Source organism: Pseudonocardia phyllosphaerae (assembly GCF_046546475.1).
Lineage (GTDB): Bacteria > Actinomycetota > Actinomycetes > Mycobacteriales > Pseudonocardiaceae > Pseudonocardia > Pseudonocardia phyllosphaerae.
The window spans coordinates 1-25254 of record NZ_JBKGXS010000002.1 but is presented as its reverse complement, the minus strand read 5'-3'; the positions used below and the strand labels follow the sequence as shown (position 1 = coordinate 25254).

20 protein-coding genes are annotated in these 25254 nt (G+C 74.2%); 7 read left to right on the top strand and 13 right to left on the bottom strand.

Translation table 11 applies throughout. The annotated features are described in order from the left end of the window. Positions 1 to 16 precede the first annotated feature (16 nt). The 12 genes from ACLE50_RS05490 to ACLE50_RS05435 all read right to left on the bottom strand — a co-directional run bounded on the left by ACLE50_RS05490 (position 17) and on the right by ACLE50_RS05435 (position 16580). Entirely contained in the window at positions 17 to 1807 is a 1791-nt protein-coding gene (locus ACLE50_RS05490) for an ABC transporter ATP-binding protein (RefSeq protein WP_410942295.1), read from the bottom strand. After that, on the bottom strand, positions 1804 to 3561 hold the full coding sequence (locus tag ACLE50_RS05485) for an ABC transporter transmembrane domain-containing protein (protein WP_410942294.1): 1758 nt from the start codon (positions 3559 to 3561) through the stop codon (positions 1804 to 1806). Before ACLE50_RS05485 ends, ACLE50_RS05490 begins: the two co-directional genes overlap by 4 nt. 110 nt (positions 3562 to 3671) lie before the next feature. After that, a complete protein-coding gene (gene betT / locus ACLE50_RS05480; protein ID WP_410942293.1) occupies positions 3672 to 6125 on the bottom strand; it encodes a choline BCCT transporter BetT in 2454 nt (817 codons plus the stop codon). A gap of 138 nt (positions 6126 to 6263) precedes the next feature. Beyond that, positions 6264 to 7304: a TIGR03842 family LLM class F420-dependent oxidoreductase gene (locus tag ACLE50_RS05475; RefSeq protein WP_410942844.1), complete on the bottom strand. Its 1041-nt coding sequence runs from the start codon at positions 7302 to 7304 to the stop codon at positions 6264 to 6266. Positions 7305 to 7309: 5 nt separating this feature from the next. After that, entirely contained in the window at positions 7310 to 8701 is a 1392-nt protein-coding gene (hydA, locus tag ACLE50_RS05470; protein ID WP_410942292.1) for a dihydropyrimidinase, read from the bottom strand. Further along, complete coding sequence (locus tag ACLE50_RS05465; RefSeq protein ID WP_410942291.1) at positions 8698 to 9537, bottom strand: nitrilase-related carbon-nitrogen hydrolase; 840 nt, start codon at positions 9535 to 9537, stop codon at positions 8698 to 8700. Before ACLE50_RS05465 ends, hydA begins: the two co-directional genes overlap by 4 nt. After that, positions 9534 to 10982 carry a uracil-xanthine permease family protein gene (locus tag ACLE50_RS05460; protein ID WP_410942290.1) on the bottom strand — a complete coding sequence of 483 codons (1449 nt, stop codon included), beginning with the start codon at positions 10980 to 10982 and terminating at the stop codon, positions 9534 to 9536. Before ACLE50_RS05460 ends, ACLE50_RS05465 begins: the two co-directional genes overlap by 4 nt. A 168-nt stretch (positions 10983 to 11150) precedes the next feature. After that, the gene (locus ACLE50_RS05455; protein WP_410942289.1) at positions 11151 to 12233 is read right to left on the bottom strand and encodes an FAD-dependent monooxygenase; all 1083 of its coding nucleotides are present in this window, start codon (positions 12231 to 12233) and stop codon (positions 11151 to 11153) included. Between the two features lie 106 nt (positions 12234 to 12339). Further along, entirely contained in the window at positions 12340 to 13320 is a 981-nt protein-coding gene (locus ACLE50_RS05450) for an ABC transporter substrate-binding protein (protein ID WP_410942288.1), read from the bottom strand. Positions 13321 to 13423: 103 nt separating this feature from the next. Next, a complete protein-coding gene (locus tag ACLE50_RS05445; RefSeq protein ID WP_410942287.1) occupies positions 13424 to 14512 on the bottom strand; it encodes a CobW family GTP-binding protein in 1089 nt (362 codons plus the stop codon). A gap of 168 nt (positions 14513 to 14680) precedes the next feature. Next, entirely contained in the window at positions 14681 to 15028 is a 348-nt protein-coding gene (locus ACLE50_RS05440; protein WP_410942286.1) for a histone-like nucleoid-structuring protein Lsr2, read from the bottom strand. 436 nt (positions 15029 to 15464) lie between these two features. After that, on the bottom strand, positions 15465 to 16580 hold the full coding sequence (locus ACLE50_RS05435) for an MBL fold metallo-hydrolase (RefSeq protein ID WP_410942285.1): 1116 nt from the start codon (positions 16578 to 16580) through the stop codon (positions 15465 to 15467). 52 nt (positions 16581 to 16632) lie between these two features. Between ACLE50_RS05435 and ACLE50_RS05430 the strand changes: the two genes are divergently transcribed. Then, positions 16633 to 17400, top strand: a complete 768-nt coding sequence (locus ACLE50_RS05430; RefSeq protein WP_410942284.1) for an enoyl-CoA hydratase-related protein — start codon at positions 16633 to 16635, stop codon at positions 17398 to 17400. Positions 17401 to 17449: 49 nt separating this feature from the next. Here ACLE50_RS05430 and ACLE50_RS05425 read toward each other — a convergent pair whose 3' ends face one another. Beyond that, entirely contained in the window at positions 17450 to 18832 is a 1383-nt protein-coding gene (locus tag ACLE50_RS05425; protein WP_410942283.1) for a L,D-transpeptidase, read from the bottom strand. A gap of 141 nt (positions 18833 to 18973) precedes the next feature. Here ACLE50_RS05425 and ACLE50_RS05420 point away from each other — a divergent pair, with 141 nt between their 5' ends. The 6 genes from ACLE50_RS05420 (at position 18974) to ACLE50_RS05395 (ending at position 25189) form a co-directional block, all read left to right on the top strand. Further along, a complete protein-coding gene (locus tag ACLE50_RS05420) occupies positions 18974 to 20176 on the top strand; it encodes a cysteine desulfurase-like protein (protein WP_410942282.1) in 1203 nt (400 codons plus the stop codon). Positions 20177 to 20322: 146 nt separating this feature from the next. Continuing rightward, positions 20323 to 21501, top strand: coding sequence for an ABC transporter substrate-binding protein (locus ACLE50_RS05415; protein WP_410942281.1), 1179 nt, complete (start codon positions 20323 to 20325; stop codon positions 21499 to 21501). Then, complete coding sequence (locus tag ACLE50_RS05410; protein WP_410942280.1) at positions 21498 to 22604, top strand: iron chelate uptake ABC transporter family permease subunit; 1107 nt, start codon at positions 21498 to 21500, stop codon at positions 22602 to 22604. The genes ACLE50_RS05415 and ACLE50_RS05410 overlap by 4 nt, the downstream gene beginning before the upstream one ends. Further along, positions 22601 to 23383: an ABC transporter ATP-binding protein gene (locus ACLE50_RS05405; protein WP_410942279.1), complete on the top strand. Its 783-nt coding sequence runs from the start codon at positions 22601 to 22603 to the stop codon at positions 23381 to 23383. Before ACLE50_RS05410 ends, ACLE50_RS05405 begins: the two co-directional genes overlap by 4 nt. Positions 23384 to 23585: 202 nt before the next feature. Then, a complete protein-coding gene (locus tag ACLE50_RS05400) occupies positions 23586 to 24413 on the top strand; it encodes an amino acid kinase family protein (RefSeq protein WP_410942278.1) in 828 nt (275 codons plus the stop codon). Further along, complete coding sequence (locus ACLE50_RS05395; RefSeq protein WP_410942277.1) at positions 24410 to 25189, top strand: amino acid kinase family protein; 780 nt, start codon at positions 24410 to 24412, stop codon at positions 25187 to 25189. The genes ACLE50_RS05400 and ACLE50_RS05395 overlap by 4 nt, the downstream gene beginning before the upstream one ends. Positions 25190 to 25254 lie beyond the last annotated feature (65 nt).

The window sequence follows — 25254 nt, the reverse complement described above, 5'->3', positions numbered from 1 at the left end:
GGGTGGCGGAGCGGGGTCAGGTGGTCGGTGTCCGCAGGCCGGACCAGGCGGCCCAGAGGCGGGCGTAGGTGCCGCCGGCGGCGACCAGCTCGTCGTGGGTGCCCTGCTCGACGATGCGGCCGCCGTCGAGCACGACGATCCGGTCCGCGGTCGAGGCCTGGGTGAGCCGGTGCGCGACGACCAGCGAGGTCCGGCCGCGCAGCGCCGCCTCCGCCGCGTCCTCCAGGACCCGGGCGCCGGCGCTGCCGGCCTCGGCGGTCGCCTCGTCGAGGATCACCACGGGCCGGTCGGCCAGCACGAGGCGGGCCAGCGCGAGCTGCTGGGACTGCACCACCGACAGCTCGTGCGCACCCTCGCCGACGACGGTGCCGAGCCCGTCGGGCAGCGCGTCGGCCCACTCGCGGGCACCGACGGTCTCCAGGGCGGCGCGCAGCGCGTCGTCGTCGGCGTCCGGGGCGGCGAGGCGCAGGTCGTCGGCGAGGGTCCCGGAGAACACGTGGACCTCCTGGGTGACCAGGGCGACGTTCTCCCGGACCACCTCCGGTCCCTGCTCTGCGAGCCCGGCGCCGCCGATCTCGACCCGGCCGGCCGACGGCTCGTGCAGCCCCGCGACGAGCTTGGCGAGCGTCGTCTTCCCGGCCCCGCTGGCGCCGACGAGCGCGACCCGGGTACCCGGGGCGACGTCGAGGTCGACGTCGCTCAGCGCCGGGTGGTCGGCGACGTAGGAGTGCCCCAGCCCGGACGTGACGACCCGGGAGTCCGCCGGGTGCGCCGGGTCCTCGGGTACCGGTTCGGGGGGCAGATCCGCCACCCCGACGATCCGGCGCAGGCCCGCGGTCGCGGACTGGGCGGCGTCGAGCTGGAAGAGCAGCACGTTGATCGGGGTGAACAGGTTGATGAAGTACAGCGCCGCGGCACTGGCCGTACCGATCGTCGCTCCACCGGAGCCGACCAGCCAGAACCCCGCCAGCAGGACGCCTGCGACACCGACGAACTCGGCGCCGTTGAGCCGGCCGAAGAAGCGGGTCTGCAGCCGGATCACCCGCAGCGAGAGCCGGACGACGTCCTGCGCCCGCTCCCGCACGGTGGTGGCGTGCTCGTCCTGTAGCCGGAACGCACGCACGGTCGCGACGCCGGATGCGGTGTCGAGCAGTTGCTGCTGCTGGGTGCCGTAGGCGACGCGCAGGTCGCCGTAGATCGGGCCGGAGCGCGTGAGGTACCAGCGCGCCGTCCACGCCTGGATCGGGACGGCGAGCAGTGCACCGACCAGGAATCGCCAGTCCAGCGCGGCCAGCCCGACCAGGGTCAGCGCGACGAGCAGCGCGGCGCGCGCGAACTCCGGCAGCGCCTCGCGGACGGCCTCGGCGACGACCGAGACGTCGTCGGTGATCCGCGCGGTCAGGTCGCCCGCCCCGGCTCGTTCCAGGCGCTCCAGGCGCAGGTCCAGGGCACGCTCGACGAACCGCTCGCGCAACCGCGCCAGCAGCGTCTCGCCGACCTTCGCGACGAGCGCGATGCCGAGCACGGCGAGCACGCCCTGCCCGATGGCGACGGCGACCAGCCCGATGACGGGCCCGGTGACGGCGTCGGCGCCGCGCTGCTCGGCGACGACGTCGACGATGCGGCCCAGCAGCGGCGCGGTGAGCAGGCTGACCGCGGACGCGGCGACCAGCGCGAGCAGGCCGAGCACGGCGGTGCCGCGCTGCGGGCGCAGCGTCTCGCCGAGGACGGCGCGGACCCGCGCGGTCGTCGCCGTCGGGAGCAGGTGGGCCGTCGTGAGCAGGTGGGTCTGTGCGGGGGCGCTCATCCGGTCACCAGGGTCCGGTAGTCGGGGTCGCCGAGGAGCTCGGCGTGCGTGGCGTCGGCGGTGATCCGCCCGTCGCGCAGGACGACGGCGCGGTCGGTCACCGCGAGCAGCGCCGGGCTGGTCGTGACGACGACGGTCGTCCGCCCGGTGCGGCGGTCGCGCAGGCCCTCGGCGATGCGGCTCTCGGTGACGGCGTCGACGGCCGTCGTCGGGTCGTGCAGCACGAGTACCGGCGGTTCGGCGGCCAGCGCGCGGGCCAGCGCGACCCGCTGCCGCTGCCCGCCGGACAGCGAGCTGCCCCGGGCGGCGACGGCGGTGTCGTCGCCGTCGGGCAGCGCCTCGCTCACCTCGACCGCCTGCGACGCGGCCATCGCCGGCTCGGGGTCGCGCCCCGCCGGGGCACCGGCGAGGACGTTGTCGCGCAGCGACCCGGCGAACAGGTGCGCGTCGTGCGCGGCGACGAGCATCGCGGCGCGGGCGTCGTCGGGGGAGACGTCGGTGAGCCCGATGCCGGCCAGCGACACGTCCCCGGACGACGGGTCGGTGTCGCGGGCGAGCACCCGGAGCAGGCCGCGGGCGGCCAGCGGGTCGTCGGCGACGACGCCGACCAGCTGACCGGCCGGGACCTCCAGGTCGACGCCGTGGAGGCCGTCGGCGTGCACGTCGCGCAGCACCAGCGGGCCGGGCCGCTCGGGCAGCGCGCCGTCCCCGGATCCGGAGTTCTCGGGGCCGGAGTTCTCGAGGCTGGTGTTCTCGGGGCCGGTGCGGCCCGCTCCGACCGCGTACGGCGTCCCGAGCACCTCCGCGATCCGCGCCGCGGACGCCCGGCCCTGCGCGAGCTGTGCGCTGACCGCACCGAACATCTCCAGCGGCCCGAGCAGGAACTGCGCCAGCCCGACGGCGGCGACCAGGCCACCCACCGACAGGTCGCCCCCGGCGGCGAGACGGCCTCCGACCAGCGCGATCAGCGCCAGGAACAGCCCGTTCGCGAGCCGGACCGAGCCGAGCACGCCGGCCTCGGCGCGGGTGGCGCGCAGCGTCGCGCCGAGCGCGGTCCCGCTGACACCGGTGTAGCGGCGCACCGCGGCCCGCTCCGCACCGAGCCCCTTGAGGACCCGGATCCCGCCGACGAGGTCGGCGGCCAGCCCGGACGCCTGCGCGGCGCGCTCCTGCTCGGCGCCGCTGCGCCGCTCCAGCGGCTTGCCGATGCGCTGCACCAGCCACAGCAGGGGAGGGGTGCCCAGCAGGATCAGCAGGCCCAGCGGCAGCGAGATGGTGAGCAGTGCGACCGCCGACACCAGTACGGCGACGACGGCGGCGAGCCCCAGCGGCAGCATGAAGCTGACGATCGCGACGCGCTTGGCGTCGCCGACGGCGATGTTGGACAGCTCCCCGGGCAGCCGGCCGGTCTCGGCGCCGCCGCGCGGGTCGAGCAGCCGGGACGCGACCTGCAGCCGCAGCCGGGCGTCCGCGCTGACGTCGGCGAACCAGGCGTTGCGGGCGCCGAAGCGGTAGCAGGTGGACAGGAACAGGAAGTCCAGCCCCAGCACGACCAGCCAGAACAGCAGCGCCATCGGGTCGCCGGTGCCGACGGCCCGGTCGATCACCACACCGACCAGGACCGGGACCAGCGCCTCCCCGGCCTGGTGGCCGCAGAACAGCGCGGAGGCCGCGGTCAGCCTGCCGCGGAAGGCGGCGAGCGAACCGCGGAGCACCGAGCGCCCGGTCGGTGGTCGAGCGGGGGAAGCCGTCATGCAGGTCAGGGTAGCCTTACCGGTCGGCGATGATCGAAGCGGCGGGACCGCTCGCCGCGGGTCACGGTGCGGTCACCCGAGGTGCGTTCACCGCCGACCGGGCGGGGCGCTCAGCCGGAGGCCTCGCGCTCCAGGCGCAGCAGCTCCAGGTGCTGCTCGTACTGGTCGAGCAGGTCGTCGACGAGCGCGCCGTAGCTGTAGCCCATGACGTTGTAGCCCTGCCCGCCGCCCTGCAGGTGGACCTCGACGCGGTGGTGGTCGGTCCACGCCGGCATCTCGACGGTCTCGATGCCGGCCGCGGCCGGCAGGTAGCTGCCCGCGGAGCCGGTGACGGTCTCGGCGGTGCTGTCGGCCCCCGGCGCCGGGCGGGTCCCGTCGTCGTCCGGGGTCGTGGCGTCGACGGCCACCGAGCCACCCGATGCGCTGCCGGCCGAGCCGTCGCCACCCGAGCCGTCGTCGGAACCGTTGTCGTCGGAGCCGTTGTCGCCGAACCGCGGCAGCCCCACGATCCGCGGGACCAGCCGGTACACGAACGGCAGCGTCTCGCTGATGTCCGCGACCAGCTCCAGCGGCTCGATCCCGTCCGGGCGGTCCTCGCCGGGCTCGATCTCGGGGGCCTCGTGCTCGTTGCAGCGCTGCACCCGGGTGGGCACGCCCTCGGAGCGCAGCTCGGCGGCGACGTCCTCCAGCACCGCGGTCGCGGTACCGGACAGGAACCGTGCGGCGCCCTGGGAGTCGGCGTGGCTCATGGTGCGGCGCAGCCGCTCCCGCCAGTTCTGGCCGGGTGCGTCGTTGCCGCCTGCGCTGCGCCCGGACAGCAGCCCGGGCAGCGTGGAACGCTTGCTCAGCGCGCGGTGCCGCTCCACCCGCAGTGCCTTGTACAACCCGATCATCACCAGCACGATCACGAAGCCGAACGGCAACCCCATGATCACCGTGGCGTTCTGCAGGGTCGTGACCCCGCCGACGAACAGCATGGCCAGGGTGAGCAGCCCGGTCGCCGCCGCCCAGAAGATCCGGTTGAACGGGGCGGCGTCGTCACGGGCGGTGCGCCGCCACGACGTCAGGTTCGCCATGACCAGCGCGCCGGAGTCGGCGGAGGTCACGTAGAACAGCAGGCCGGTGACGGTGGCGAGCCCGACCAGGAACCCGGCCCACGGGTAGTGGTCGAGCAGGGTGAAGAACGCGGACTCGGGCCGCGCGTCGGCCTGGGACAGCAGCGCGGCGTCACCGTTGAGCACGGCCTGCAGCGCCGCGTTGCCGAAGATCGAGATCCAGAACGCGACGTAGAGGAACGGGATGATCAGCGTCCCGAGCACGAACTGGCGGATGGTGCGCCCTCGGGAGATCCGGGCCAGGAACATGCCGACGAACGAGGCCCAGGCGATCCACCAGGCCCAGAAGAACAGCGTCCACTTGTTCAGCCACGCGTCGACCGCCGGGCCGCGGTCGAACGCGAAGGTCTCCATCGTCAGCGACGGGAAGCTCGCCAGGTACCGGCCGATGTCGGAGACCAGCGCGTTCAGCAGGAACGGCGTGTCCCCGGTGACCAGCACGAACAGGGCCAGGACCAGCGCGGCGGCGACGTTGAGCTCGGAGAGCCGCTTGATGCCCTTGTCGACGCCGGACACCGCGGACACGGTCGCGATGACCACCGAGACGACGACCAGGCCGGTCTGTGCGGCCAGCCCCACCGGGATGCCGAACATCAGGTTCAGGCCGACGTTGAGCAGCACGACCGCGATGCCCAGCGACGTCGCGATGCCGAAGATCGTCCCGAGGACGGCGGCGAGGTCGATGCCGTGCCCGACCCGGCCGAACACCCGGCGCCCGATCAGCGGGTACAGCGCGGAGCGGATGGACAGCGGGAGCTCACGGCGGTAGGCGAAGTAGGCCAGTGCGATGCCCATCAGGGCGTACATGCCCCAGCCGGTGAGCCCGTAGTGGAACAGCGTCCAGATCGTGCCCTGCTCGGCGGCGCCGGCGGTCATGCCCTGTCCGGTCGGCGGCGTGGCGTACTGGGAGAGCGGCTCGGCGACCGAGAAGAACATCAGGTCGGTGCCGATGCCCGCGGCGAACAGCATCGCCGCCCAGGACAGCGCCGGGAAGTCCGGCTGCGAGTGGTCCGGGCCCAGCTTCACCGACCCGTACTTCGACAAGGCCAGGAACAGCACGAACACCAGTACTGCGGTGGCGACGAGGATGTAGAACCAGCCGAAGCTCGTGGAGATCCACTCCACGACCGAGCCGATCACCGCCGCCGCGTTGTCCGGCAGCAGCAGCGCCCACAGCGCGATCGCGACGACGCCGATCGCGGAGCCGTAGAACACCGGCTTCTCGAGGCGGACGGACGGGCCGTCGGAGTTCGGGCCGGCCGGGCCCCGTCCGTTGTTGGTGGCGAGGCCGTCGCCGGTGGCGCCGACGGCCGGGACGCGGTAACCGCCGGTGTCGGGACCGGCGTTGCCGGTCCGGTAGCCGTCGGTGCGCCCGGTGCCCGGGCGCCGTGCGCCCGCCGGATCGCCGTCGGGCGCGGTGGCCGGCCCGGCAGCAGGACTGTCACCCATCGTGTATGGACCTCCTGGAGTGGGGGGAGCGAAGTGGTGTTCGGTCGAACGGTGCGAAAAACAAACGCACAGACCGTAGGCAGCCCGCGCCGTCCCCGCCACCGCTGCCGGAGATCTGTGCAGGTGCCCGCGGGTGTGTCAGCCGCCGGCGACGGCCCGGCCGTAGCTCTCCGTGGTGGCGTCGATGGCGTCGTGCATGGCGTAGAGCGCGAACTGGTCGACGCCGAGCTCGGCCAGCTCGGCCAGCCGTTCCCGGTGTGCCGCTTCCGGTCCGAGCAGGCAGAACCGGTCGACGATCGCGTCGGGCACGAACGCGGTGCTCGCGTTCCCGGCGCGGCCGTGGTGGCGGTAGTCGTAGCCCTGCCGCGCCGCGATGTAGTCGCTCAGCTCGGCAGGCACCGCGCCGCCCGGGCCGTAGCGCTCGACGAGGTCGGCGACGTGGTTGCCGACCATCCCGCCGAACCACCGGCACTGCTCGCGGGCGTGGGCCAGCCCGGTCGCGGAGCCGTCGGTCACGTAGCCGGGGGCCGCGACGCACATGGTGATCTCCGCCGGGTCCCGGCCGGCGTCGCGTGCGGCCTGCCGGACGGCGTCGAGGGTCCAGCGGACCAGGTACGGGTCGGCCAGCTGCAGCACGAACCCGTCGGCGATCCGGCTGGCCATCGCCAGCGCCTTCGGGCCGTAGCCGGCCACCCACACCGGCACCGGCGGAGTCCCGGGCGCGACCCATGGCAGCCGCAGCACGGTGCTGTCGCTGTCGTCGGATCCGGGGCCGGAGCCGTCGCCGGTGTCCAGCGTGCCGCCGCCGGTCAGCGTGCGGATCAGCGTGGTGGCGTCCTCCAGCCGGGCCAGCGTCGTCGGCGGGCGGCCCTGGGTGCGCAGCGCCGAGTCACCGCGCCCGATCGCGCACACCGTGCGCGGCCCGAACCGCTCGTCGAGCGTGGCGAACATCGACGCCAGCACCGACGGGTCGCGGGTCGCCGGGTTGGTGACCAGCGGCCCGACCGTGAGGTGCTCGGTGCGTTCGAGCACCGAGCCGTAGAGCACGAACGGCTCCTGCCACAGCAGGTGCGAGTCGAACGTCCAGCCGTGGGTGAACCCCTGTCCCTCGGCCCGGACCAGCCGGTCGACCAGCAGCTGCGAGGGCGGGTCGGTCTGCAGCACCAGCCCCAGGTCCATGCCGGTCACCGCAGGTACTGGCAGGTGTCGCGGACCAGGAACTTCCCGTGCCCGGCCTCGCCGAGGTACTCGCCGTCGTCGAGCACGACCCGGCCGCGGGAGAGCACGGTGCGGACCTTCCCGGTCGTCGTGCGGCCCTCGTAGGGGGAGTAGTCGACGTTCATGTGGTGCGTCGCCGCCGAGTGGACCTGGGTGGCCGCCGGGTCGTAGACGACGACGTCGGCGTCCGATCCGGGCGCGATCGTGCCCTTGCGCGGGTAGAGCCCGAACATCCGGGCCGGTGTCGCGCAGGCGATCTCGATCCAGCGGCGGCGCGAGATGTGCCCGTCGACGACGGCCTGGTGCAGCAGGTCCATCCGCGTCTCGACCCCGGGCATCCCGTTCGGGATCTTCGAGAAGTCCCCGAGCCCGAGCGACTTCTGCCCGTCGAAGCAGAACGGGCAGTGGTCGGTGGACACCACCGACACGTCGTCGTTGCGGATGCCGCGCCACAGCGCCTGCTGGTGCTCGGCCGGGCGCAGCGGCGTCGAGCACACGTACTTGGCTCCCTCGAACCCCGGCCGGGCCAGCTCGCCGACGTCGAGGAACAGGTACTGCGGGCAGGTCTCGGCGAAGGCGTTGACGCCCATCTCACGGGCCTTCGCCACCTCCGCCAGCGCCTCGGACGCCGACAGGTGCACGATGTAGAGCGGCGCCCCGGCGACGCGGGCCAGCTGGATCGCGCGGTGCGTGGCCTCGGCCTCCAGCAGCTCCCGGCGGACCTCGCCGTGCCAGCGCGGGTCGGTGCGGCCCTGCGCGAGCGCCTGCTCGACGAGCACGTCGATCGCGATCCCGTTCTCCGCGTGCACCATGATCAGGCCGCCGGTGTCCCCGGCGCGCTGCATGGCGCGCAGGATCTGGCCGTCGTCGGAGTAGAAGACGCCCGGATAGGCCATGAACAGCTTGAAGCTGCTCACGCCCTCACCGACGAGGGACTCCATCTCCTTGAGCGACTGGTCGTTCACGTCGGAGAGGATCATGTGGAACGCGTAGTCGACCGCGCAGTTGCCGTCGGCCTTGCCGTGCCAGGTGTCGAGGCCCTCGCGCAGCGACCCGCCTTGGGACTGGATGGCGAAGTCGACGATCGTCGTCGTCCCGCCCCAGGCCGCGGCGCGGGTACCGGTCTCGAAGGTGTCCGAGGCGAACGTGCCGCCGAAGGGCATCTCCATGTGGGTGTGCCCGTCGACGCCGCCCGGGATCACCAGGCAGCCGGTCGCGTCGATCGTGGTGTCGGCGGTGAACGGCACCGAGCCCGGTGCGGCGACGGCGACGACCTGCTCACCGTCGATCAGCACGTCGGCGTCGATCTCGTCCGCGGCGGTGACGACGGTCCCGCCGGTGATCAGGGTGCGGGTCATGGCGTCACCAGCGATCCGTAGGCGTCGGGGCGGCGGTCCCGGTAGAAGGCCCACTGCTCGCGGACCTCGTCGATCAGGCCGAGGTCCAGGTCGCGGACCAGCAGCTCCTCGTCGGTGTCGGAGCCGACGTCGCCGACGAACTGCCCGCGCGGGTCGACGAAGTAGGACGTGCCGTAGAAGTCGTTGTCGCCGTATTCCTCGACGCCGATCCGGTTGATCGCGGCGACGAAGTACTCGTTGGCGACGGCGGCGGCCGGCTGCTCGAGCTTCCACAGGTACGCCGACAGGCCGCGGCTGGTGGCGCTCGGGTTGAACACGATCTGCGCACCCGCGAGGCCGAGCGCGCGCCAGCCCTCGGGGAAGTGCCGGTCGTAGCAGATGTAGACGCCGATCCGTCCGGCCGAGGTCTCGAACACCGGCCAGCCGAGGTTGCCGGGCCGGAAGTAGAACTTCTCCCAGAACCCCTTGACCTGCGGGATGTGGTGCTTGCGGTAGCTGCCGAGCACCTCGCCGTCGCGCTCGATGACCACGGCGGTGTTGTAGAAGTTGCCTGCGCTCTCCCGCTCGAAGACCGGGACGACGAGCACCATCCCGGTCTCGCGGGCCAGCGCCTGCATCCGGGTGACGGTCGGGCCGTCGAGCGGCTCGGCCCAGGCGTAGTGCTCGGGCTCCTGCACCTGGCAGAAGTACGGGGCGTTGAACACCTCCTGGAAGCCCATGACCTGCGCGCCCTGCTCGGCGGCGGTCCGGGCCCACGCCTCGTGCACCTCGATCATGGACGCGGTGTCGCCGGTCCACTTGGCCTGCACGATCGCCGCGCGCACCGTGCTGCTCATGCCGATCCCTCCTTCGCGGTCCCGACCGGCGGGGTGTCCGTCACGGCCGGGGAGCCCGGGGCGGGCGGCTCCGTCGCCGCCACGTCGACCGGGGGTCTGCGGTGCGCGGGCAGCGCGGCCCGCAGCAGGTGGTAGCCGAGGACGACGACGATCGTCCCGAACGCGATGCCCGACAGCTCGAAGCTGCCGATCGTGAGGCTGACCCCGCCGATGCCGATGATCAGCCCGGAGGCCAGCGGCACGAGGTTGCCGGGGTGGCCGAGGTCGACCTGGTTCTCCACCCAGATCTTGGCGCCGAGGAGGCCGACCATCCCGTAGAGCACGACGGTCAGGCCGCCGAGCACCCCGCCGGGCACGGCGACGATCAGCGCGCCGAACTTCGGGCAGAACCCCAGCAGGACGGCGACGAGCGCGGCCACCCAGTACGCCGCCGTCGAGTAGACGCGGGTGGCGGCCATGACGCCGATGTTCTCGGCGTAGGTCGTGGTGGGAGAGCCGCCGACGAACCCGGCCAGCGCGGTGCCGACGCCGTCACCGGCGAGCGCGCGGCCGAGGTAGGGGTCGAGGTCGGTGCGGGTCATGCCCTGCACCGCCTTGACGTGCCCGGTGTTCTCCGCGACCAGCGCGATCACCGAGGGCAGCACGAGCAACACGAACGCGAACGAGAACGTCGGCAGGTGCCAGCCGGTGATCTCCATGCCGTCCGGGCCGGTCTGGGTCGCCGGTGGCAACCCGACCCAGCTCGCGGACTCCAGCCCGGACAGGTCGACGCGCGGGTGGGTGGAGACGGCGCCGTTGGCGTCGGGGGCGGTGATGGGGCCGCCGACGACGTCGAACAGCCAGGACACGACGAAGCCCGTGAGCAGCCCGATCAGGATGCCGATCCGGCCCCAGAAGCCGGGCAGCAGCACCGCGGCCGCGATCACCGCGACCATCGTGACCAGCCCGGACCACTGGTCCTGCGGCCAGTACACCGTGGCCGCGACCGTGGCGAGGTTGAACCCGATCAGCATGACGACCGCACCGGTCACCACCGGGGGCAGCAGCGTGTTGACCACGTGCGCGCCGACCTTGTGCACGACCAGCCCGACGACCAGCAGCACCAGCCCGGCGACGCAGATCGCGCCGGTCACCGCCGCGGAGTCGCCGCCCTGCGCACGGATCGCCGCGACCCCGCCGACGAACGACGCCGAGGTCCCCAGGTAGCTGGGCACCCGGCCGCGGGTCATCAGCAGGAAGATCGCCGTCGCGACGCCGGAGGCGAGGATCGCGATGTTCGGGTTCAGCCCCATGATCACCGGGAAGACGAACGTCGCCCCGAACATGGCGATGACGTGCTGGCCGCCGAGCCCGATCGTCCGCGGCCAGGACAGCCGCTCGTCCGGTGCGACGACCTCACCGGGCGGGGGCGTCTTCCCCCCGTGCACCACCGTCCAGCCCCGCATGCCGGCCCCCTCTTCACCCGGAGGAGGCAGACTTTCGTCCGTGACGGGGCCGCGGGCAAGGGTGCCGGGCGGGCGGCAACAGAGCGTTCACAGGTGGGACGGGCGTACCGGTCCGGGTGCGGTGTGTCGTCGCAGGCCGGAGGGGTCGCGCGGTGCCGCCGGGACGGCTCAGAGCGGGAGCGCCGACATCAGGGCGTCACGGAGCCGGGTGCCGCGGCGGGCCTGCGCCACCCGGTGCACGGTGCGGGCCACCCGGACCAGCCGGTGTGCGTACGGACGGCGTTCCCGGTCCCAGCGGCGCAGCGCCTGCTCCAGCTCCGCCCGGCCTTCGCCGAGGGACTCGGCAGGCGCGGCACCGCCGAGGGCCTCGGCCAGTGCGACGCCGTCGAGCAGGGCCTGGCACGCGCCCTGCCCGAGATCCGGTGTCATCGCGTGCGCGGCGTCGCCGAGCACCGCCACCGCCCGGCCGTCGGTCCAGGCCGGCAGGGGTGGAGTGAGGTCGGCGAGCCGGTGGCGCAGGTAGCCGTCGTCGTCGATCCGGTCGAGGACCCGGGGAACCGGGTCGTGCCAGTCACCGAAGCGTCTGCGCAGCAGGGCGAGATCCGCGGCGGGGTCGCGCCGGGCGGGGACGTCTGCCACCGGGAGCACGGCGTACCAGTTGGCCCGGTCCGCGCCGGGGCCGTGCGGGAGCACGCCGAACCGGGCGCCGCGGCCCCAGGTCTCGCTGCCGGCGTCGACCCGGACGGAGGCGACTCCGCGGTAGGCGACGGTGCCGGTCTCCCGGATCCGGACGCGGTCCCCGCCGGGCAGCAGGGTGCGGCACGCGCCGTGCAGACCGTCGGCACCGACGAGCAGGTCGGACCCCGCGCGCAGGGTGGGCAGCTCCTCGGTGGCGACGGGCTCGGCGTAGCGGATCGTGCCCTCGGGCAGCCGCGAGCCGAGCAGGGCCCGCAGGTCGGGCCGGGCGACCAGGTGGACCTCGCCGGCCCGGCGGGTGTCGATCGTGGCGAGAACGCGGCCGTCCGGGCGGCGCAGGGTGCCGGTGGTCTGTGGGCAGGACACCGCCCGCAGGCCGTCGCCGAGCCCCAGCCCGTCGAGGGCCCGCACCGCGGCCGGCCACATGCCCAGCGCCGTCCCGTCGGTCGCCGGTCCGGGTGCGCGTTCGCGGACGGTCACCGTCCAGCCCGCCGCGTGCAGCCCCGCCGCAGCGGCGAGTCCACCGATGCCCGCCCCGACAATGGTCGCCCGCACGGGGGAGACGCTACGGGGCGTGCCGCGTCCCGCCCAGCGTTTCACCGGACAGGACGCGGCACCGGTCAGCCCGGGGTCATGTCAGCCCGGGTCACTTCAGCTCGGGTCACTTCAGCTCGGGCGCCTGCCCCTTCTGCGCGGCGTCGAGCACCGGGGAGACCTTGTCGATCAGGTACGGCAGCGACAGCGGGCTGGAGTAGCCCAGCGCCGCGGCGAACTCGGTGTCGAACGGGCCCAGGTAGGCGACCCGGCCGGCCTTGACCGCGGGGATCGCGGCGAACACCGGGTCCTTCATCGCCTCGGCCTTGCTGCGGCCGAGGACGACGAGCACGTCGTTGTCGAGCTGGCCCTGCTGCTCCAGCGACAGGTTCTGGGTCTTCGGGCGGACCTTGAACCCGAGCCCGGCGAAGATCTGTGCGCGCAGGTCGTCGGTGCCGAAGTTGTACGGCTTGCCGCTGATCACGAAGTCCATCGACAGGCCCTTGCCGGCGAAGCCGGGGTGCGCGGCCTTGGCCTCGTCGAACTTCTTCTGTGTCTGCGCGATCACCTCGTCGGCCTTCTGCTCCAGGCCGAGCGCCTTGCCGGTGATCCGGGTCTGCTCGTCCCACCGGGCGGCGTTGCTGCCGTCCGGGGTGCCCTGGGCGACCGTCGGGGCGATCTTCGCGAGCTGGTCGTAGGTGCCCTTGTCCAGGTAGGAGTAGACGCCGAGGATCAGGTCGGGCTTGAGCGCGGCGATCTGCTCGACGGGCACGGTCGAGCCGCCGAGGACCTGCGGCGCCGGGCCGAGCGGCGGGTTCGGCTGCCACGGCCGCTGCTGGAACGGGTACTTGCCGAGGACCTGGCGCTCGGCGATCGGCTGCACGCCGAGGGCCTCGACGAAGTCGGCCTCGTTGTAGCCCAGCGCGACGACGCGCTCGGGGCGCTTGGGGATCGTGGTCTGCCCGAACGCGTGGTTCAGGGTCACCGGGAAGGCGCCGTCGGGCGGGGCCGCCGCCCCGCCGGACTGCTCACCACCGGAGGAGCAGCCCGCCGTCGCGAGGAGCAGGACCACGCACGCGGTCAGCGTGCGTAGCAGGGATCGGGGCATGTCGGTACGTCCTCTCCGCCGGCCCGCACGGTGCGGCGCCCGGCAGAGGCGAGGCTAGCCTCACATGTGCCGAGGATCCACGATCAGGTGAGCGATACCGGTCTCAGGCCACGTCCCGGGCGGCCCTGCGCGGCAGGGAGTCCGGCCCCGGGTCCCACGACGGCAGGGGGTCGGGCAGGCACCGCCACGCGTCCGGTCCGGCGAGCAGCTCGTCGTCGGTGAGCAGGGCCGGGTCGAGCCTCCGGGTGACGCCGTCGCGGGTGAGCCCGAGCCCGATGAAGACGATCTCGTGGCCGCGGGGGCCGTCCCAGGCCGACCACGCCGTCATCGGATCGAGTGCCATGTGCGGCCCGGTCTGCGACCAGAGTCCGGCGAGCTCCGGCCGCGAGGCGATCCAGCAGTAGCCGCGGCTGCGGAGCAGGCCCGGCCAGTCGTCGAGGGCGGCGAGCAGGCGCGCCGGGTGGAACGGGCGCCGTGCCCGCCAGGTCACGCTGCTGATGCCGTGCTCCGTGGTCTCCGGAACCGCCGGGACCGGCTGCGGTGCCGGGGTGTCGAGCAGCGCGGTGAGCGGGGCGTCGTCGCGGTGCAGCCGGGCGCGCGGGTTCAGCCGTCGCAGCAGCGCCTCGAGCCGCGCGGGCCGGGTCGGGGGCACGTCGGCGGTCCGGGCGAGGACCACGACGTCGGCGAACTCGACCTGCTCGGCGAGCAGGTCCGCGACGGTCCGGTCGTCCTCGGTGGCTCCGCCGACGGGGCCGCGCGCGCCGGAGCCACCGGCGAGGCCGCGCTCGGCCAGGGTGTCGGCGCTGGTCAGGTCGGTCTCGAAGGTCGTCGCGTCCACGACGGTGACCATCGCGTCCAGGCGGGCCCTGGCGCCGGGCCCGACGTCGTGCTGCGGGCCGGCCCAGTCGAACATCGCCGCGACGGCCACCGGCTCCGTCGTCGCCCCGGCCTCGACGACGACGTGGTCGTAGCGCCCGGTCGCCGCCAGCTCGCCGACGGCGGCGAGGACGTCCGCGCGGTGGGCGCAGCACAGGCAGCCGGGTGCTGCAGCCGCGCCGGGCGGGCCGGCACCCGGCACCACGGCGGCGATCCGCCGGCCGTCGGTGTTCGCGAGCAGGCGGGCGAGCAGTGCGGTGGTCGCCGACCCCGCCAACCCGGACAGGATCGTGACGGGAACACGACGGTCGACCATTGCTTGATGATAACAGTTGTCGATACCGGGTCGAGGCGCCTGGCTCAGGCGTAGCGGTCCCGCAGCTCCCGCTCGACCAGCTCGCGCACTCCGGCGCCGCCGCCGACCCTGCCGTTCCCGCTGCGCGTCCCGCCCGGAATCGTGGCCGGGAACGTCCGCGGAGGGACGTCAGTGAGCGTTCTGGTACGCCTCGAGAACCGAGGTGGGGATCCGGCCGCGCTCGGAGATCTTCATGCCCTGGGCGATCGCCCATTCCCGTACCGCGCGGTTCGCGGCGCGATCCGAGGCACTCGATCCGTTCGACGACGAGGCGGCGCCGGATCCGGCGGCGCGGTAGGTGCTCGCCGCCCGCCGGGCCGCGGAGATGTAGGGCGCCAGCGATTCCCGCAGCCGCTCGGCATTCTCGGTGGACAGGTCGATCTCGTAGGCGCGGCCGTCGACGGTGAACTCGATCTGCTCGTCGGCCTCGCCGCCGTCCAGGTCGTCGACCAGCGTGATCGTCGTCTGCTGCGCCACGTCGTCATTCCTTCCGCGAAGAATCGCACCATCCGAACGGATGGAAAAGGGCGAGCGACCGCTCCGCGGAGCCGTATGCGCACGCGCCGGGACCAGGCGTGGACCGGCGGGGAAGACGTGGGCGAACCGTGCAGCGAATCGATTGACCGGAAGAATAGGGCACCCCGATGTGTCCTGTCGAACCCCAGCGGTGACATTCCCGGACACAGTTCTGTGACGACGACTCGGTGCCGACTCGGTGCCGACTCGGTGCCGACTCCGTGACGGCGACGGTCCCGGTCCGGGCCGGTACGCGGAGTCACCGGCGGGATACGGCGTCCGGCCGACGACGGAATCCGCTGAAAAGGCGCAGGACAATCCGGGATGCGACAGCGTGTCGCCGCTCGGGAGCGAGCGGCGGCCGGGGTGGGACGGCGGGGTGCAGGACGGGGCGGGCTCAGCGCGGTGCGGGCCACCACGGCTCGGCCGGGAACGGGCCGGGGCCGGTCGCGTCGACCCGCTCGCCGGGGCGGGGGAGCAGCAGCGTCACGTCGTCGGCGGCCGCGGCCTTGCGGGCGCGCTCGGCCGGCTCGTCCCACGGGTGGAAACCGAGGTTGAACGTCGCCCAGTGCATCGGCAGCATCAGCCGGCCGCGCAGCGCCCGGTGCGCGGCCACCGCCTGCTCCGGGTCGAGGTGCAGGCCGGCCCAGCCCTCGTCGTAGGCGCCGATCGGGAGCACGGTCAGGTCGAACGGGCCGTGCGCGGCCCCGGTCGCCGCGTGCACCCGCGACGGCCCGGAGTCGCCGCCGACGTAGACCGTGTGCTCGCCCCCGGCGACCTTCCACGCCGCCCACTGGGTGGTGTCCGGGCGTAGCCCGCGCCCGGAGAAGTGCCGCGCGGGCAGGCAGGTCAGCGTGAGCCCGGCGACCTCGGCGACGCCGTCGTGGTCGCGCTCGACCACCCGCTCGGCGGGCACACCCCAGGACCGCAGGTGCGCGCCGACACCGAGCGGCGCGACGAACACGGCGTCGGTGGTGCGGGCCAGCGCGAGCACCGTGCGCCGGTCGAGATGGTCGTAGTGGTCGTGGGAGAGCAGCACGACCTCGCACGGGGGCAGCGCGTCGAGCGGCGCGACCACCGGGTGGAGCCGTTTCGGCCCGGCGAACGGCACCGGCGAGGCGCAGCGCGACCACACCGGGTCGGTGAGCACCCGCCGTCCGTCGACCTCCAGCAGCACGCAGGCGTGCCCCAGCCACGTCGCGGCCAGCGCGGACGGACACGGCGGCACGACCAGCGGAGACAGCGGGATCCACTCCGGCGGCGCGCTCACCGCGGGCGTGCCGCGCAGCATGTTCGCGACCATCCGCAGCACGACCCCGGCGTCGCGGGAGGCGGGCTCGAGGTTCGCGAACGCCCCGTCGCGGGCGTGCGGCGACCCCGCCGCGATCCGGGCGAGTTCGGCGCGCGAGGCGCCCATCTCCCGGCGCACGTACAGACCCAGCCCGGCGGCACCGGCGGACAGGACGAGCGCGGCCGCGGCGGCGAGGCGGGACGGACGCAGGCGACGGGTCACGATCTCCACGGTACGAACACGGGCCCGCCCGCCCCACCTACGCTGGTCGATCGTGACGGATGCGATAGCGGGACGGGTCGAGACCGAGCGCCGGGGCCACGTGCTGGTCGTACGGATGCGGCGCCCGGACAAGCGCAACGCCGTCGACGCGGCCATGACCGCGGCCCTCGACGAGGCCCTGAACCTGCTCGACGACGACCCGGACCTGTGGTGCGGCGTGCTGGCCGGCGACGCGACGGCGTTCAGCGCCGGGACCGACCTGGCCGACGGCGCCGGCGATCCCACCCCGCGCGGCGGGAACTACGGCGTCTGCCGCCGCGACCGGCGCACCCCGCTGATCGCCGCCGTCGAGGGCGTCGCCTACGGCGGCGGGTTCGAGATCGTGCTGGCCTGCGACCTCGTCGTCGCGGGGCGGGACGCGCGCTTCGCGCTGCCCGAGGTGGCCCGCGGGCTCGTCGCCAACTGCGGCGCGCTGTTCCGCACGCCGCGCCCGCTGCCGCTGAACGTGGCCAAGGAGCTGCTGGTCACCGGGCGCCCGCTCGGTGCCGAGCGCGCGTACGTGCTGGGGCTGGTCAACGAGCTCACCGAGCCCGGCGGCGCCGAGGCCGCCGCGGTCGCGCTGGCGGAGCAGGTCGCCCGGAACTCGCCGCTGGCGGTGTCGCTGTCGCTGCGGGCGCTGGAGCGCACCGTCGCCGAGGCCGACGACCGCGGCTGGCACGCCACCGACGTCGCGTCGTCGGCGGTGGCGCGTTCCGCCGACGCGGCCGAGGGCGTCGCCGCGTTCCTGGAGAAGCGGGAGCCGCGGTGGACCGGGAACTGAGCCGCGTCCGACGCCGCGGAGCCGGCCGCTGAGTGCCGGACGGGTCGGCTCAGCGCTTCGCCAGTGCCGACATCGACCGCCACTCGTTCCAGGGGATTGCCCAGTCGTAGATGTCGCCGTCGGCGGCCGACAGCGCGACCGAGCTGCCGGTGACCTCGACGGGGTCGCCGAACAGCGCGGTCGAGAAGTACGCCCGGGCGTCGTCGACGGAGAGGTTGATGCAGCCGTGCGTGACGTTGGAGCTGCCCTGTGCGGCGGCCGATGCCGGGTTGGCGTGGATGAACTCGCCGTTGTTCGACATCCGCACCGCCCAGAACTCGGGCTGGTTGACGTAGCCGTAGGCGGGGTTGCTCATGAGCACCTTCTGCTGCTTGCTCATGACCACGTGGGTGCCGCTGCGGGTGACCCGGTTCGGGTCGGACTCCTTGCCGTAGGAGGCGTTGTAGCTCGCCGACCGCTTCCCGTCCCGGACGACGACCATCCCGTGGCTGTTCGTGTCGGCCTTCACGATCTGGCTGCGCCCCACCGTGAACGAGGTCGACACGTCGTCGGTGGCCCAGCTGCCGTCGCCGAGGTCGAGGCCGCGCAGCGGCGCGGTCACCGACACCGTGGAGTGCGCGGGCCAGTAGCTCTTCGTGCGGTAGTGCACCCGCGAGCCCTCCTGCGCGTCGGGCAGCCACGCCCAGGCGCCCTCGGCCTTCTTCGAGGTCTTCACCGTGAGCGCGCGTTCGACGCGGGCCTTCGCATCGTCGGAGAGGTTCCGGTCGAACTGCAGGATCACCGGCGCGCCGACGCCGACGGTGGCGCCGTCGGCGATGTTGACGCCCGCGGTGACCTTGTTCTCCGGGGCGAGCGTGCCGAACCGGCCGCCGACCGGGACGACCGTGCCGTCGTCGCGGGTCCAGGTGCCGCTCAGGTGGTAGCCGGTGCCGAAGGCCAACGGGCCGGTCGCGGTCCAGGACCGGCCGTCCTTCGCGAGCGTCCCGGCCACGGCCTTTCCAGCGGGGGCCTTTCCAGCGAGGGCCTTTCCAGCGGGGGCATTTCCGGTGGGGGCGTCCGGGGTCAGGGCGACCGCGTGCAGCCGGCCGGACCCGACCGAGACCCGGACCGGGGTGCGCGGCGCGACATCGGTCGTGCCGTCGGCGGGGGAGACCGTCGGTGCGGCGGCCTCGGCGGGGGCGGCCGGTGCCGTCGCTCGCGCGAGCGCGCCGGTCAGCTGCTCGGTGAGGCCCCCGGTGGCCCCGGCGACCCCGGAGCCGAGCGTGCCGATGCCGCCCGCGACGCCGTTCAGGCCACCGGAGGCGACCGCGGCGGTCGTCCCGCCGGCCAGCGCGGCGACGGCGGCCACGGCCGTGACCAGTACGCCGGCGCTGCGGCGGTGCACGGAACGGCGCCGGCCGGGCACACGGGTGCTGTTCCGGAACCGGCTCATGTGACACATGATCGCACCGAGATCACCCACTCGGCGTACGCGACACGGCCCTGTTCGGCGGTGTCACTCCTGCTGCTTATGGACCAGTCGAAGTGCGACGCTCGGCGCAACACCGGGCGGAGCGGAACCTGAGGAGCACCCATGGCATACGACGTCGCGGCCATCCGGAGCCGGTTCCCGGCACTGCGGGCCGGGATCGCGCACTTCGACGGGCCGGGCGGCTCGCAGGTACCCGACTCCGTGGCCGGGGCGGTCGCGGGCGCACTGACCTCGCCGCTGGCCAACCGGGGCACGGTCACCCCGGGGGAGCGGGCGGCGGACGCGGTCGTCACCGGGGCGCGGGCGGCGATGGCCGACCTGCTCGGCGCCGACCCGCGCGGGATCGTGTTCGGGCGCAGCGCGACCGCGCTCACCTTCGACCTCGCCCGCACGCTGGCCGCGACCTGGGAGCCCGGGGACGAGGTCGTCGTGACCCGGCTCGACCACGACGCGAACATCCGCCCGTGGGTGCTCGCCGCGGAGGCCGCCGGCGTCACCGTGCGGTGGCTCGGCTTCGACCCGGAGACCACCGAGCTCGACGACGTGACCCCGCTGCTGTCCGGGCGGACCCGGCTGGTCGCGGTCACCGGCGCGTCGAACCTGGTCGGGACCCGGCCGGACGTCCCCGCGATCGCCGAGGCCGTGCACGCGGCCGGGGCGCTGCTCGTCGTCGACGGGGTGCACCTGACCGCGCACGAACCGGTCGACGTCACCGCGCTCGGCGCGGACTTCTACCTCTGCTCGCCGTACAAGTTCCTCGGACCGCACTGCGGGGTGCTCGCCGCGGACCCGGCGCTGCTGGAGACGCTGCGCCCGGCGAAGCTGCTGCCCTCCTCCGACGCCGTGCCGGAGCGCTTCGAGCTGGGCACCCTGCCCTACGAGCTGCTGGCCGGGACCACCGCGGCCGTGGAGTTCCTGGCCGCGCTGGACGGCGACGCGACCGGTGACCGGCGGGCCCGGCTGGTCGCGTCGATGACCGCCGTCGCCGCGCACGAGCTGCCGCTGCGCGAGCGGATCGAGGCGCACGTGCGCGACCTGCCCGGGGTGACCGTGCGGTCGCGGGCCGCGCAGCGCACCCCGACCCTGCTGGTCACCTTCGACGACCGGGACCCGGCGCAGGCGTACCGGTTCCTGGCCGAGCGGCGGATCGCGGCGCCCGCGGCGTCGTTCTACGCGGTCGAGGCGTCGCGGCACCTGGGGCTCGGGGACACGGGCTCGCTGCGGATCGGGTTGTCCTGCTACACCGACGACGCCGACGTCGACCGGCTGCTCACCGCGCTGAGCGCGTTCGTGTCGGAGCGCTGAGCGCGTTCGTGTCGCCCGCGCTGAGCGCGTTCGTGTCACAGCGCTGAGCGCGTTCGTGTCACAGCGCTGAGCGCGTTCGTGTCACAGCGCTGAGCGCGTTCGTCGCTGTGTGAGGCCACCGGCACGACGTATGTGAAACTGTTCAGGTGACGCGGTTACGGGTGCTCGGTCTCCTGCTATTGCTGCTGGTGGCGGGGTGTTCGGCCCCGGCCGTCGCCCCGGAGCAGGACGCGACGCGCGCCGGGTGCGCGCCCGACGCGCCGCCGTCGCCGACCGGGACGGTCACCTTCGACCACGCCCGCAACGTGTCGATCACCGGCGCCGACGGTTACCGCGTCCTGACGTTCAAGCAGCCGTATCCGGGCGGGGCGCCGCAGTCGGTCGTGCTCGTCGGCTGCGGGACGCCCGATCCGGCGCTGCCGCCGCAGCTGGCGGGGGCGCCGGTCGTCCGGACCCCGGTGACCTCGATCTACTCCGGCTCGACGACGCAGCTGCCGTTCCTCGGCGAGCTGCACGCCCTCGACGACCTCACCGGCGTCGCGTCGCTGGACTACATCAGCGACGGCGCCGCCCGGGCCCGCGTCGAGTCCGGCGCGGCCACCCAGTTCGCCCCGTCCGGCGCGATCGACGCCGAGAAGGTGATCGCCGCCGGGCCGTCGGTGGTGCTGAGCGGCGGTACCGAGGACCCGGCGTTCCCGGCGCTGCGCCAGGCCCGGATCCCGGTGCTCGGCTGGGCCGACTACCTGGACTCCAGCCCGCTCGGCCAGGCCGAGTGGATCAAGGTGATGGGGGCGCTGACCGGCCGCGACGCCGAGGCCGATGCGGCCTACCGCGGCATCGAGCAGCGCTACGCCGCCGTCGCGGCGAAGGCCCGCGGGCAGAAGCCGGTCCCGGTGACGCTGGGCCAGCCCTACCAGGGATCGTGGAACGTTCCGGCCGGCGGCTCGACCGCGGGGGCGCTGTTCGCCGACGCCGGCGCGACCTGGTCGGGGAAGGCGAAGAAGCAGTCCGGGTCGGTGCCCTCGACCTTGGAGAACGTGCTCGCCGCCGACGGGGGCGCGAAGTTCTGGCTCACCGACGGCCCGTTCCGCACGACCGCCGACGTCGCGAAGTCCGACCCGCGGCTCAGCGCGTTCGCCGCGGTGAAGCCGGGCGGGCAGCTGTGGACCCGCGACAAGCTCACCGGACCCACCGGCGGTAACCAGATCTACGAACGCGGCGTCGCCCACCCCGACGAGATCCTCGCCGACGTCGTCTCGATCCTGCATCCTGCGCTCATGCCCGGCCACCAGCAGGTCTACTACCAGCGGGTCCCCACCGGATGACCGCCGTCCGCCCGGACCGGCGCACCGGCGGCGCCGAGCGGGCGGCGCAACGGTCCGGACGGCGCGCCCCGCTCGCCCTGGTGGCGCTCGGTCTCGCCGGGTGCGTGTTGTTCGCGCTCGCCGTCGCCACCGGCTCGGTGCCGATCCCGCCGCTGCGCACGGTCACCGCACTGCTGGGGCTCGGCTCCGGCGACCCGCGCCTGGACGTGCTGGTGACCGGCATCCGGGTCCCGCGCGCCGCTACCGCGGCGCTGGCCGGGGCCGCGCTCGGTGCGGCAGGGCTGCTCACCCAGACGCTGTTCCGCAACCCGCTCGCCGAGCCCTACGTCCTCGGCGTCAGCGCCGGGGCGTCGCTGGGTGTCGCCCTGGTCGTGACCGCGGGGGCCACCGGAGCGGCGTTCACCGCAGGCGGGCTCGGCGTGCTGCCGAGCGCGGGCAGCCGGCTCGGGACGGTGCTCGCCGCGGCCACCGGCGCTGCCGCGGTGCTCGCGCTGGTGCTGCTGCTGTCCCGCGCGGCCCGCTCGACGACGGCACTGCTGGTCGTCGGCGTCATGCTCGGGTCGGTGGTGACCGCCGTGGTCAGCCTGTTGCTGGTGTGGACCGACCCGCGGCAGGCGCAGCAGTTCCTGGCCTGGGGGCTGGGCAGCGTCGACGGCGTCGCGCTCGGAGAGCTGCCGGTGTTCGGCGGGGTCGTCGCGGTCGGCCTGGTGGCGGTGGCGCTGCTGGCCAAACCGCTCGACGGGCTGCTGCTGGGCGACGACTACGCCCGCACCGCCGGTGTCGACGTCGCCCGGGTGCGGTTGGTGGTGCTGCTGGTCGCGGCGGTGCTGGCCGGGGTGGTGACCGCGTTCTGCGGGCCGATCGGGTTCCTCGGGATCGCCGTACCGCACCTGGCCCGGATCTCGGTCGGGACGTCGCGGCACCGGGTGCTGGTGTCCGCGACCGCGCTGACCGGCGCGGTCGTCGGGCTCGGGTGTGCGGTAGTCGGGCATCCGCCGGGGGTGGAGACGGTGCTGCCGCTCAACGTCGTGACCTCGCTGGTCGGAGCGCCGGTGGTGATCGCGGTGCTGCTGCGGTCCCGCAAGCTGGGGTCGGCCTGGTGACCGGGCTCGCGCTGCGGGACCTCGCGGTCGGGCACCGGCACCGCCGGGTCACGACGACCGTGTTGTCCGGTGTGGACGCCGTCGCCGGCCGCGGGGAGCTGACGGTGCTGCTCGGCCCGAACGGTGCCGGGAAGTCGACGCTGCTGCGGACGCTGGCCGGGCTGGCCCCGGCGTTGTCCGGAACCGCGTCCCTCGACGGGGACGACCTGCTCGCGCTGCCCGCGACCGAGCGGGCGCGGCGGGTCGGGGTCGTGCTCACCGACCGGGCCGACCCGGGGCTGCTGACCGGGCGCGACGTCGTCGAGCTGGGGCGGCTGCCGCACACCGGCGCCTCCGGCGCGCTCGGCCCGGACGACCTCGACGCCGTCGACGCCGCGATCGATGCCGTCCGCGCGACCCCGCTGGCCGAGCGCCGGGTCGGGGAGCTGTCCGACGGCGAACGGCAGCGCCTGATGGTCGCCCGTGCGCTGGCGCAGCGACCGTCGCTGCTGCTGCTCGACGAGCCGAGCGCGTTCCTCGACGTCGCCGCCCGGGTCGCGCTGCTCGGGCTGCTGCGCCGCCTCGCCCGGGAGCAGGGGTTGTGCGTGCTGCTGTCCACCCACGACCTGGAGCTCGCGCTGCGCCTCGCCGACGCGGCCTGGCTGCTCGACGGCTCCGGCGGGTTCGTCACCGGGACCCCGGACGAGCTGGCCGCGCGCGGCGCGATCGGGGCCGCCTTCGACACCCCGGAGCTGGAGTTCGACCCGGCCGTCGGCACGTTCCGGCTGCGTGCCCTCTGAGGTTCACCTGATCGGACCAGCGGTCGGCGGTTGCGGTGCCGGTGCGCGGGTGGCGACGCGGCCACGGTGCCAGGCGCGGTCGTCGTCCCGCATCCCCGTGTCCGGCACCGTCCGCGAGCGGCGACGGGGCCGGTACCGCAGTCACTAGGTTCGACGGCGAGCGCGGACGCCTCGCGCACCCACCCGATCCCAGGAGACCGAGATGCCCGACGCCGCGAGTGCGGCCGAGCTCGAGTCGCTGCTGATGTCCCGGTCGCTCGGCGACCCGGAGCTCGCCGCGGCCACCGAGCACACCCCCGACACCCGGATCCTGCCGGACGTGTCGGTCGTGAAGGTCGGGGGCCAGAGCTTCCTCGACCGTGGCCGCGAGGCCGTGTTCCCGCTGGTCGACGAGCTGCTCGAGGCCCGGCGGTCGCACCGGCTGCTGATCGGCACCGGCGGTGGCACCCGCGCCCGGCACGCGTACTCCCTGGCCGCGGAGCTCGGCATGCCCACCGGTGTGCTCAGCTCGTTCGGCAGCGCCGTCGCCGGGCAGAACGCCACCATGCTCGGCTACCTGCTGGCCCGGCACGGCATTCCGGTCGTCGCAGGCGGCGGGTTCGAGGCGCTGCCGCTGCAGCTCTCCGAGGTCCGTGCCGCGGTGTTCGCCGGCATGCCGCCGTACGCGATGTGGCAGCCCTCCCCGGCCGAGGGCGTCATCCCGCCCTACCGGACCGACGCGGGCTGCTACCTGGTCGCCGAGACCTACGGCTGCCAGAACATGATCTTCGTCAAGGACGAGGACGGCCTCTACACCGCGAACCCCAAGAACGACCCGTCGGCCACACTGATCCCGGAGATCACCGTCGACGAGCTGATCGAGCGCGACCTGCCCGACCTCGTCATCGAGCGCCCGGTGCTGGAGCTGATGAAGCGGGCCCAGCACGTCCGCAGCGTCCAGATCGTCAACGGGCTCAAGCCCGGCAACCTGACCCGCGCCCTCGCCGGCGAGCACGTCGGCACGATCATCTCCGCAGGTGAGCAGCAGTGAGCACCACGTACAGCAAGGACGTCGAGTCCGCCCTGGCCCGTCAGACCCTGCTCGACCGCGAGCAGGTCCGCCCGGTCGACCAGCAGCAACCGGTGATCCGGATGCTGCCGACGCTGCGGGTGGTCGTACTCGGCGGCCGCTCGGTGATCGACAAGGGTCGCGACGTGCTGCTGCCGCTGGTCGACGAGCTGCGCGCCGAACTCGCCGGGGACCCGCTGCTGATCTGCACCGGGGCCGGAATCCGGGCCCGGCACGCGATCGGCGTCGCGCTCGACCTGGGGCTTCCGACCGGAGCGCTGGCCGAGCTCGCCGGCCGCGAGGCCGAGCAGAACGGGCACCTCGTCGCCGCGCTGCTCGCCCAGGAAGGTGTCGCGTACCTCGGCCACGACACCGCCGCGCACCAGCTGCCGGTGCACCTGGCCGCGTCGAACGCCGCGGTGACCAACGGTTTCCCGCCCTTCGGCGTGCACGAGTTCCCCGCCGAGGTCGGCAAGCTGCCGCCGCACCGCACCGACGCCGGGTCGCTGCTGCTCGCCGACGCCTGGGGTGCCGCGTCACTGACCTTCGTGCACGGTGCCGACACCCCGGACGGGTCGGTGACCGCGTCCGAGCTGCTCGACGACGAGTCCGCCGTGCCGCCGGTGGACCGCGAGGCGCTGCGGATCCTGCAGCGCGCCAAGCACGTCCGGTCGTTCCGGGTGATCGACGGGACCGTGCGCGGGAACCTGCCGAAGGCGCTCGCGGGGGAGCCGGTGGGGACTCTCGTCTCCGCCTGAGACCCACTCTCCTCGGCAGCGGGGGGGGGGGCGCGGGGGGGGGGGGGGGGGGGGGGGGGGGGGGG

Excerpts from the sequence above, each read along its gene's own strand:
- ACLE50_RS05410 (WP_410942280.1), top strand. The coding sequence starts at position 21,498 with ATGACCGCCGTCCGCCCGGACCGGCGCACCGGCGGCGCCGAGCGGGCG.
- ACLE50_RS05465 (WP_410942291.1), bottom strand. The coding sequence starts at position 9,537 with ATGAGCAGCACGGTGCGCGCGGCGATCGTGCAGGCCAAGTGGACCGGC.
- ACLE50_RS05425 (WP_410942283.1), bottom strand. The coding sequence starts at position 18,832 with ATGAGCCGGTTCCGGAACAGCACCCGTGTGCCCGGCCGGCGCCGTTCC.
- ACLE50_RS05460 (WP_410942290.1), bottom strand. The coding sequence starts at position 10,982 with ATGCGGGGCTGGACGGTGGTGCACGGGGGGAAGACGCCCCCGCCCGGT.
- ACLE50_RS05485 (WP_410942294.1), bottom strand. The coding sequence starts at position 3,561 with ATGACGGCTTCCCCCGCTCGACCACCGACCGGGCGCTCGGTGCTCCGC.
- betT (WP_410942293.1), bottom strand. The coding sequence starts at position 6,125 with ATGGGTGACAGTCCTGCTGCCGGGCCGGCCACCGCGCCCGACGGCGAT.
- ACLE50_RS05420 (WP_410942282.1), top strand. The coding sequence starts at position 18,974 with ATGGCATACGACGTCGCGGCCATCCGGAGCCGGTTCCCGGCACTGCGG.
- ACLE50_RS05400 (WP_410942278.1), top strand. The coding sequence starts at position 23,586 with ATGCCCGACGCCGCGAGTGCGGCCGAGCTCGAGTCGCTGCTGATGTCC.
- hydA (WP_410942292.1), bottom strand. The coding sequence starts at position 8,701 with ATGACCCGCACCCTGATCACCGGCGGGACCGTCGTCACCGCCGCGGAC.
- ACLE50_RS05445 (WP_410942287.1), bottom strand. The coding sequence starts at position 14,512 with ATGGTCGACCGTCGTGTTCCCGTCACGATCCTGTCCGGGTTGGCGGGG.
- ACLE50_RS05490 (WP_410942295.1), bottom strand. The coding sequence starts at position 1,807 with ATGAGCGCCCCCGCACAGACCCACCTGCTCACGACGGCCCACCTGCTC.
- ACLE50_RS05450 (WP_410942288.1), bottom strand. The coding sequence starts at position 13,320 with ATGCCCCGATCCCTGCTACGCACGCTGACCGCGTGCGTGGTCCTGCTC.
- ACLE50_RS05475 (WP_410942844.1), bottom strand. The coding sequence starts at position 7,304 with ATGGACCTGGGGCTGGTGCTGCAGACCGACCCGCCCTCGCAGCTGCTG.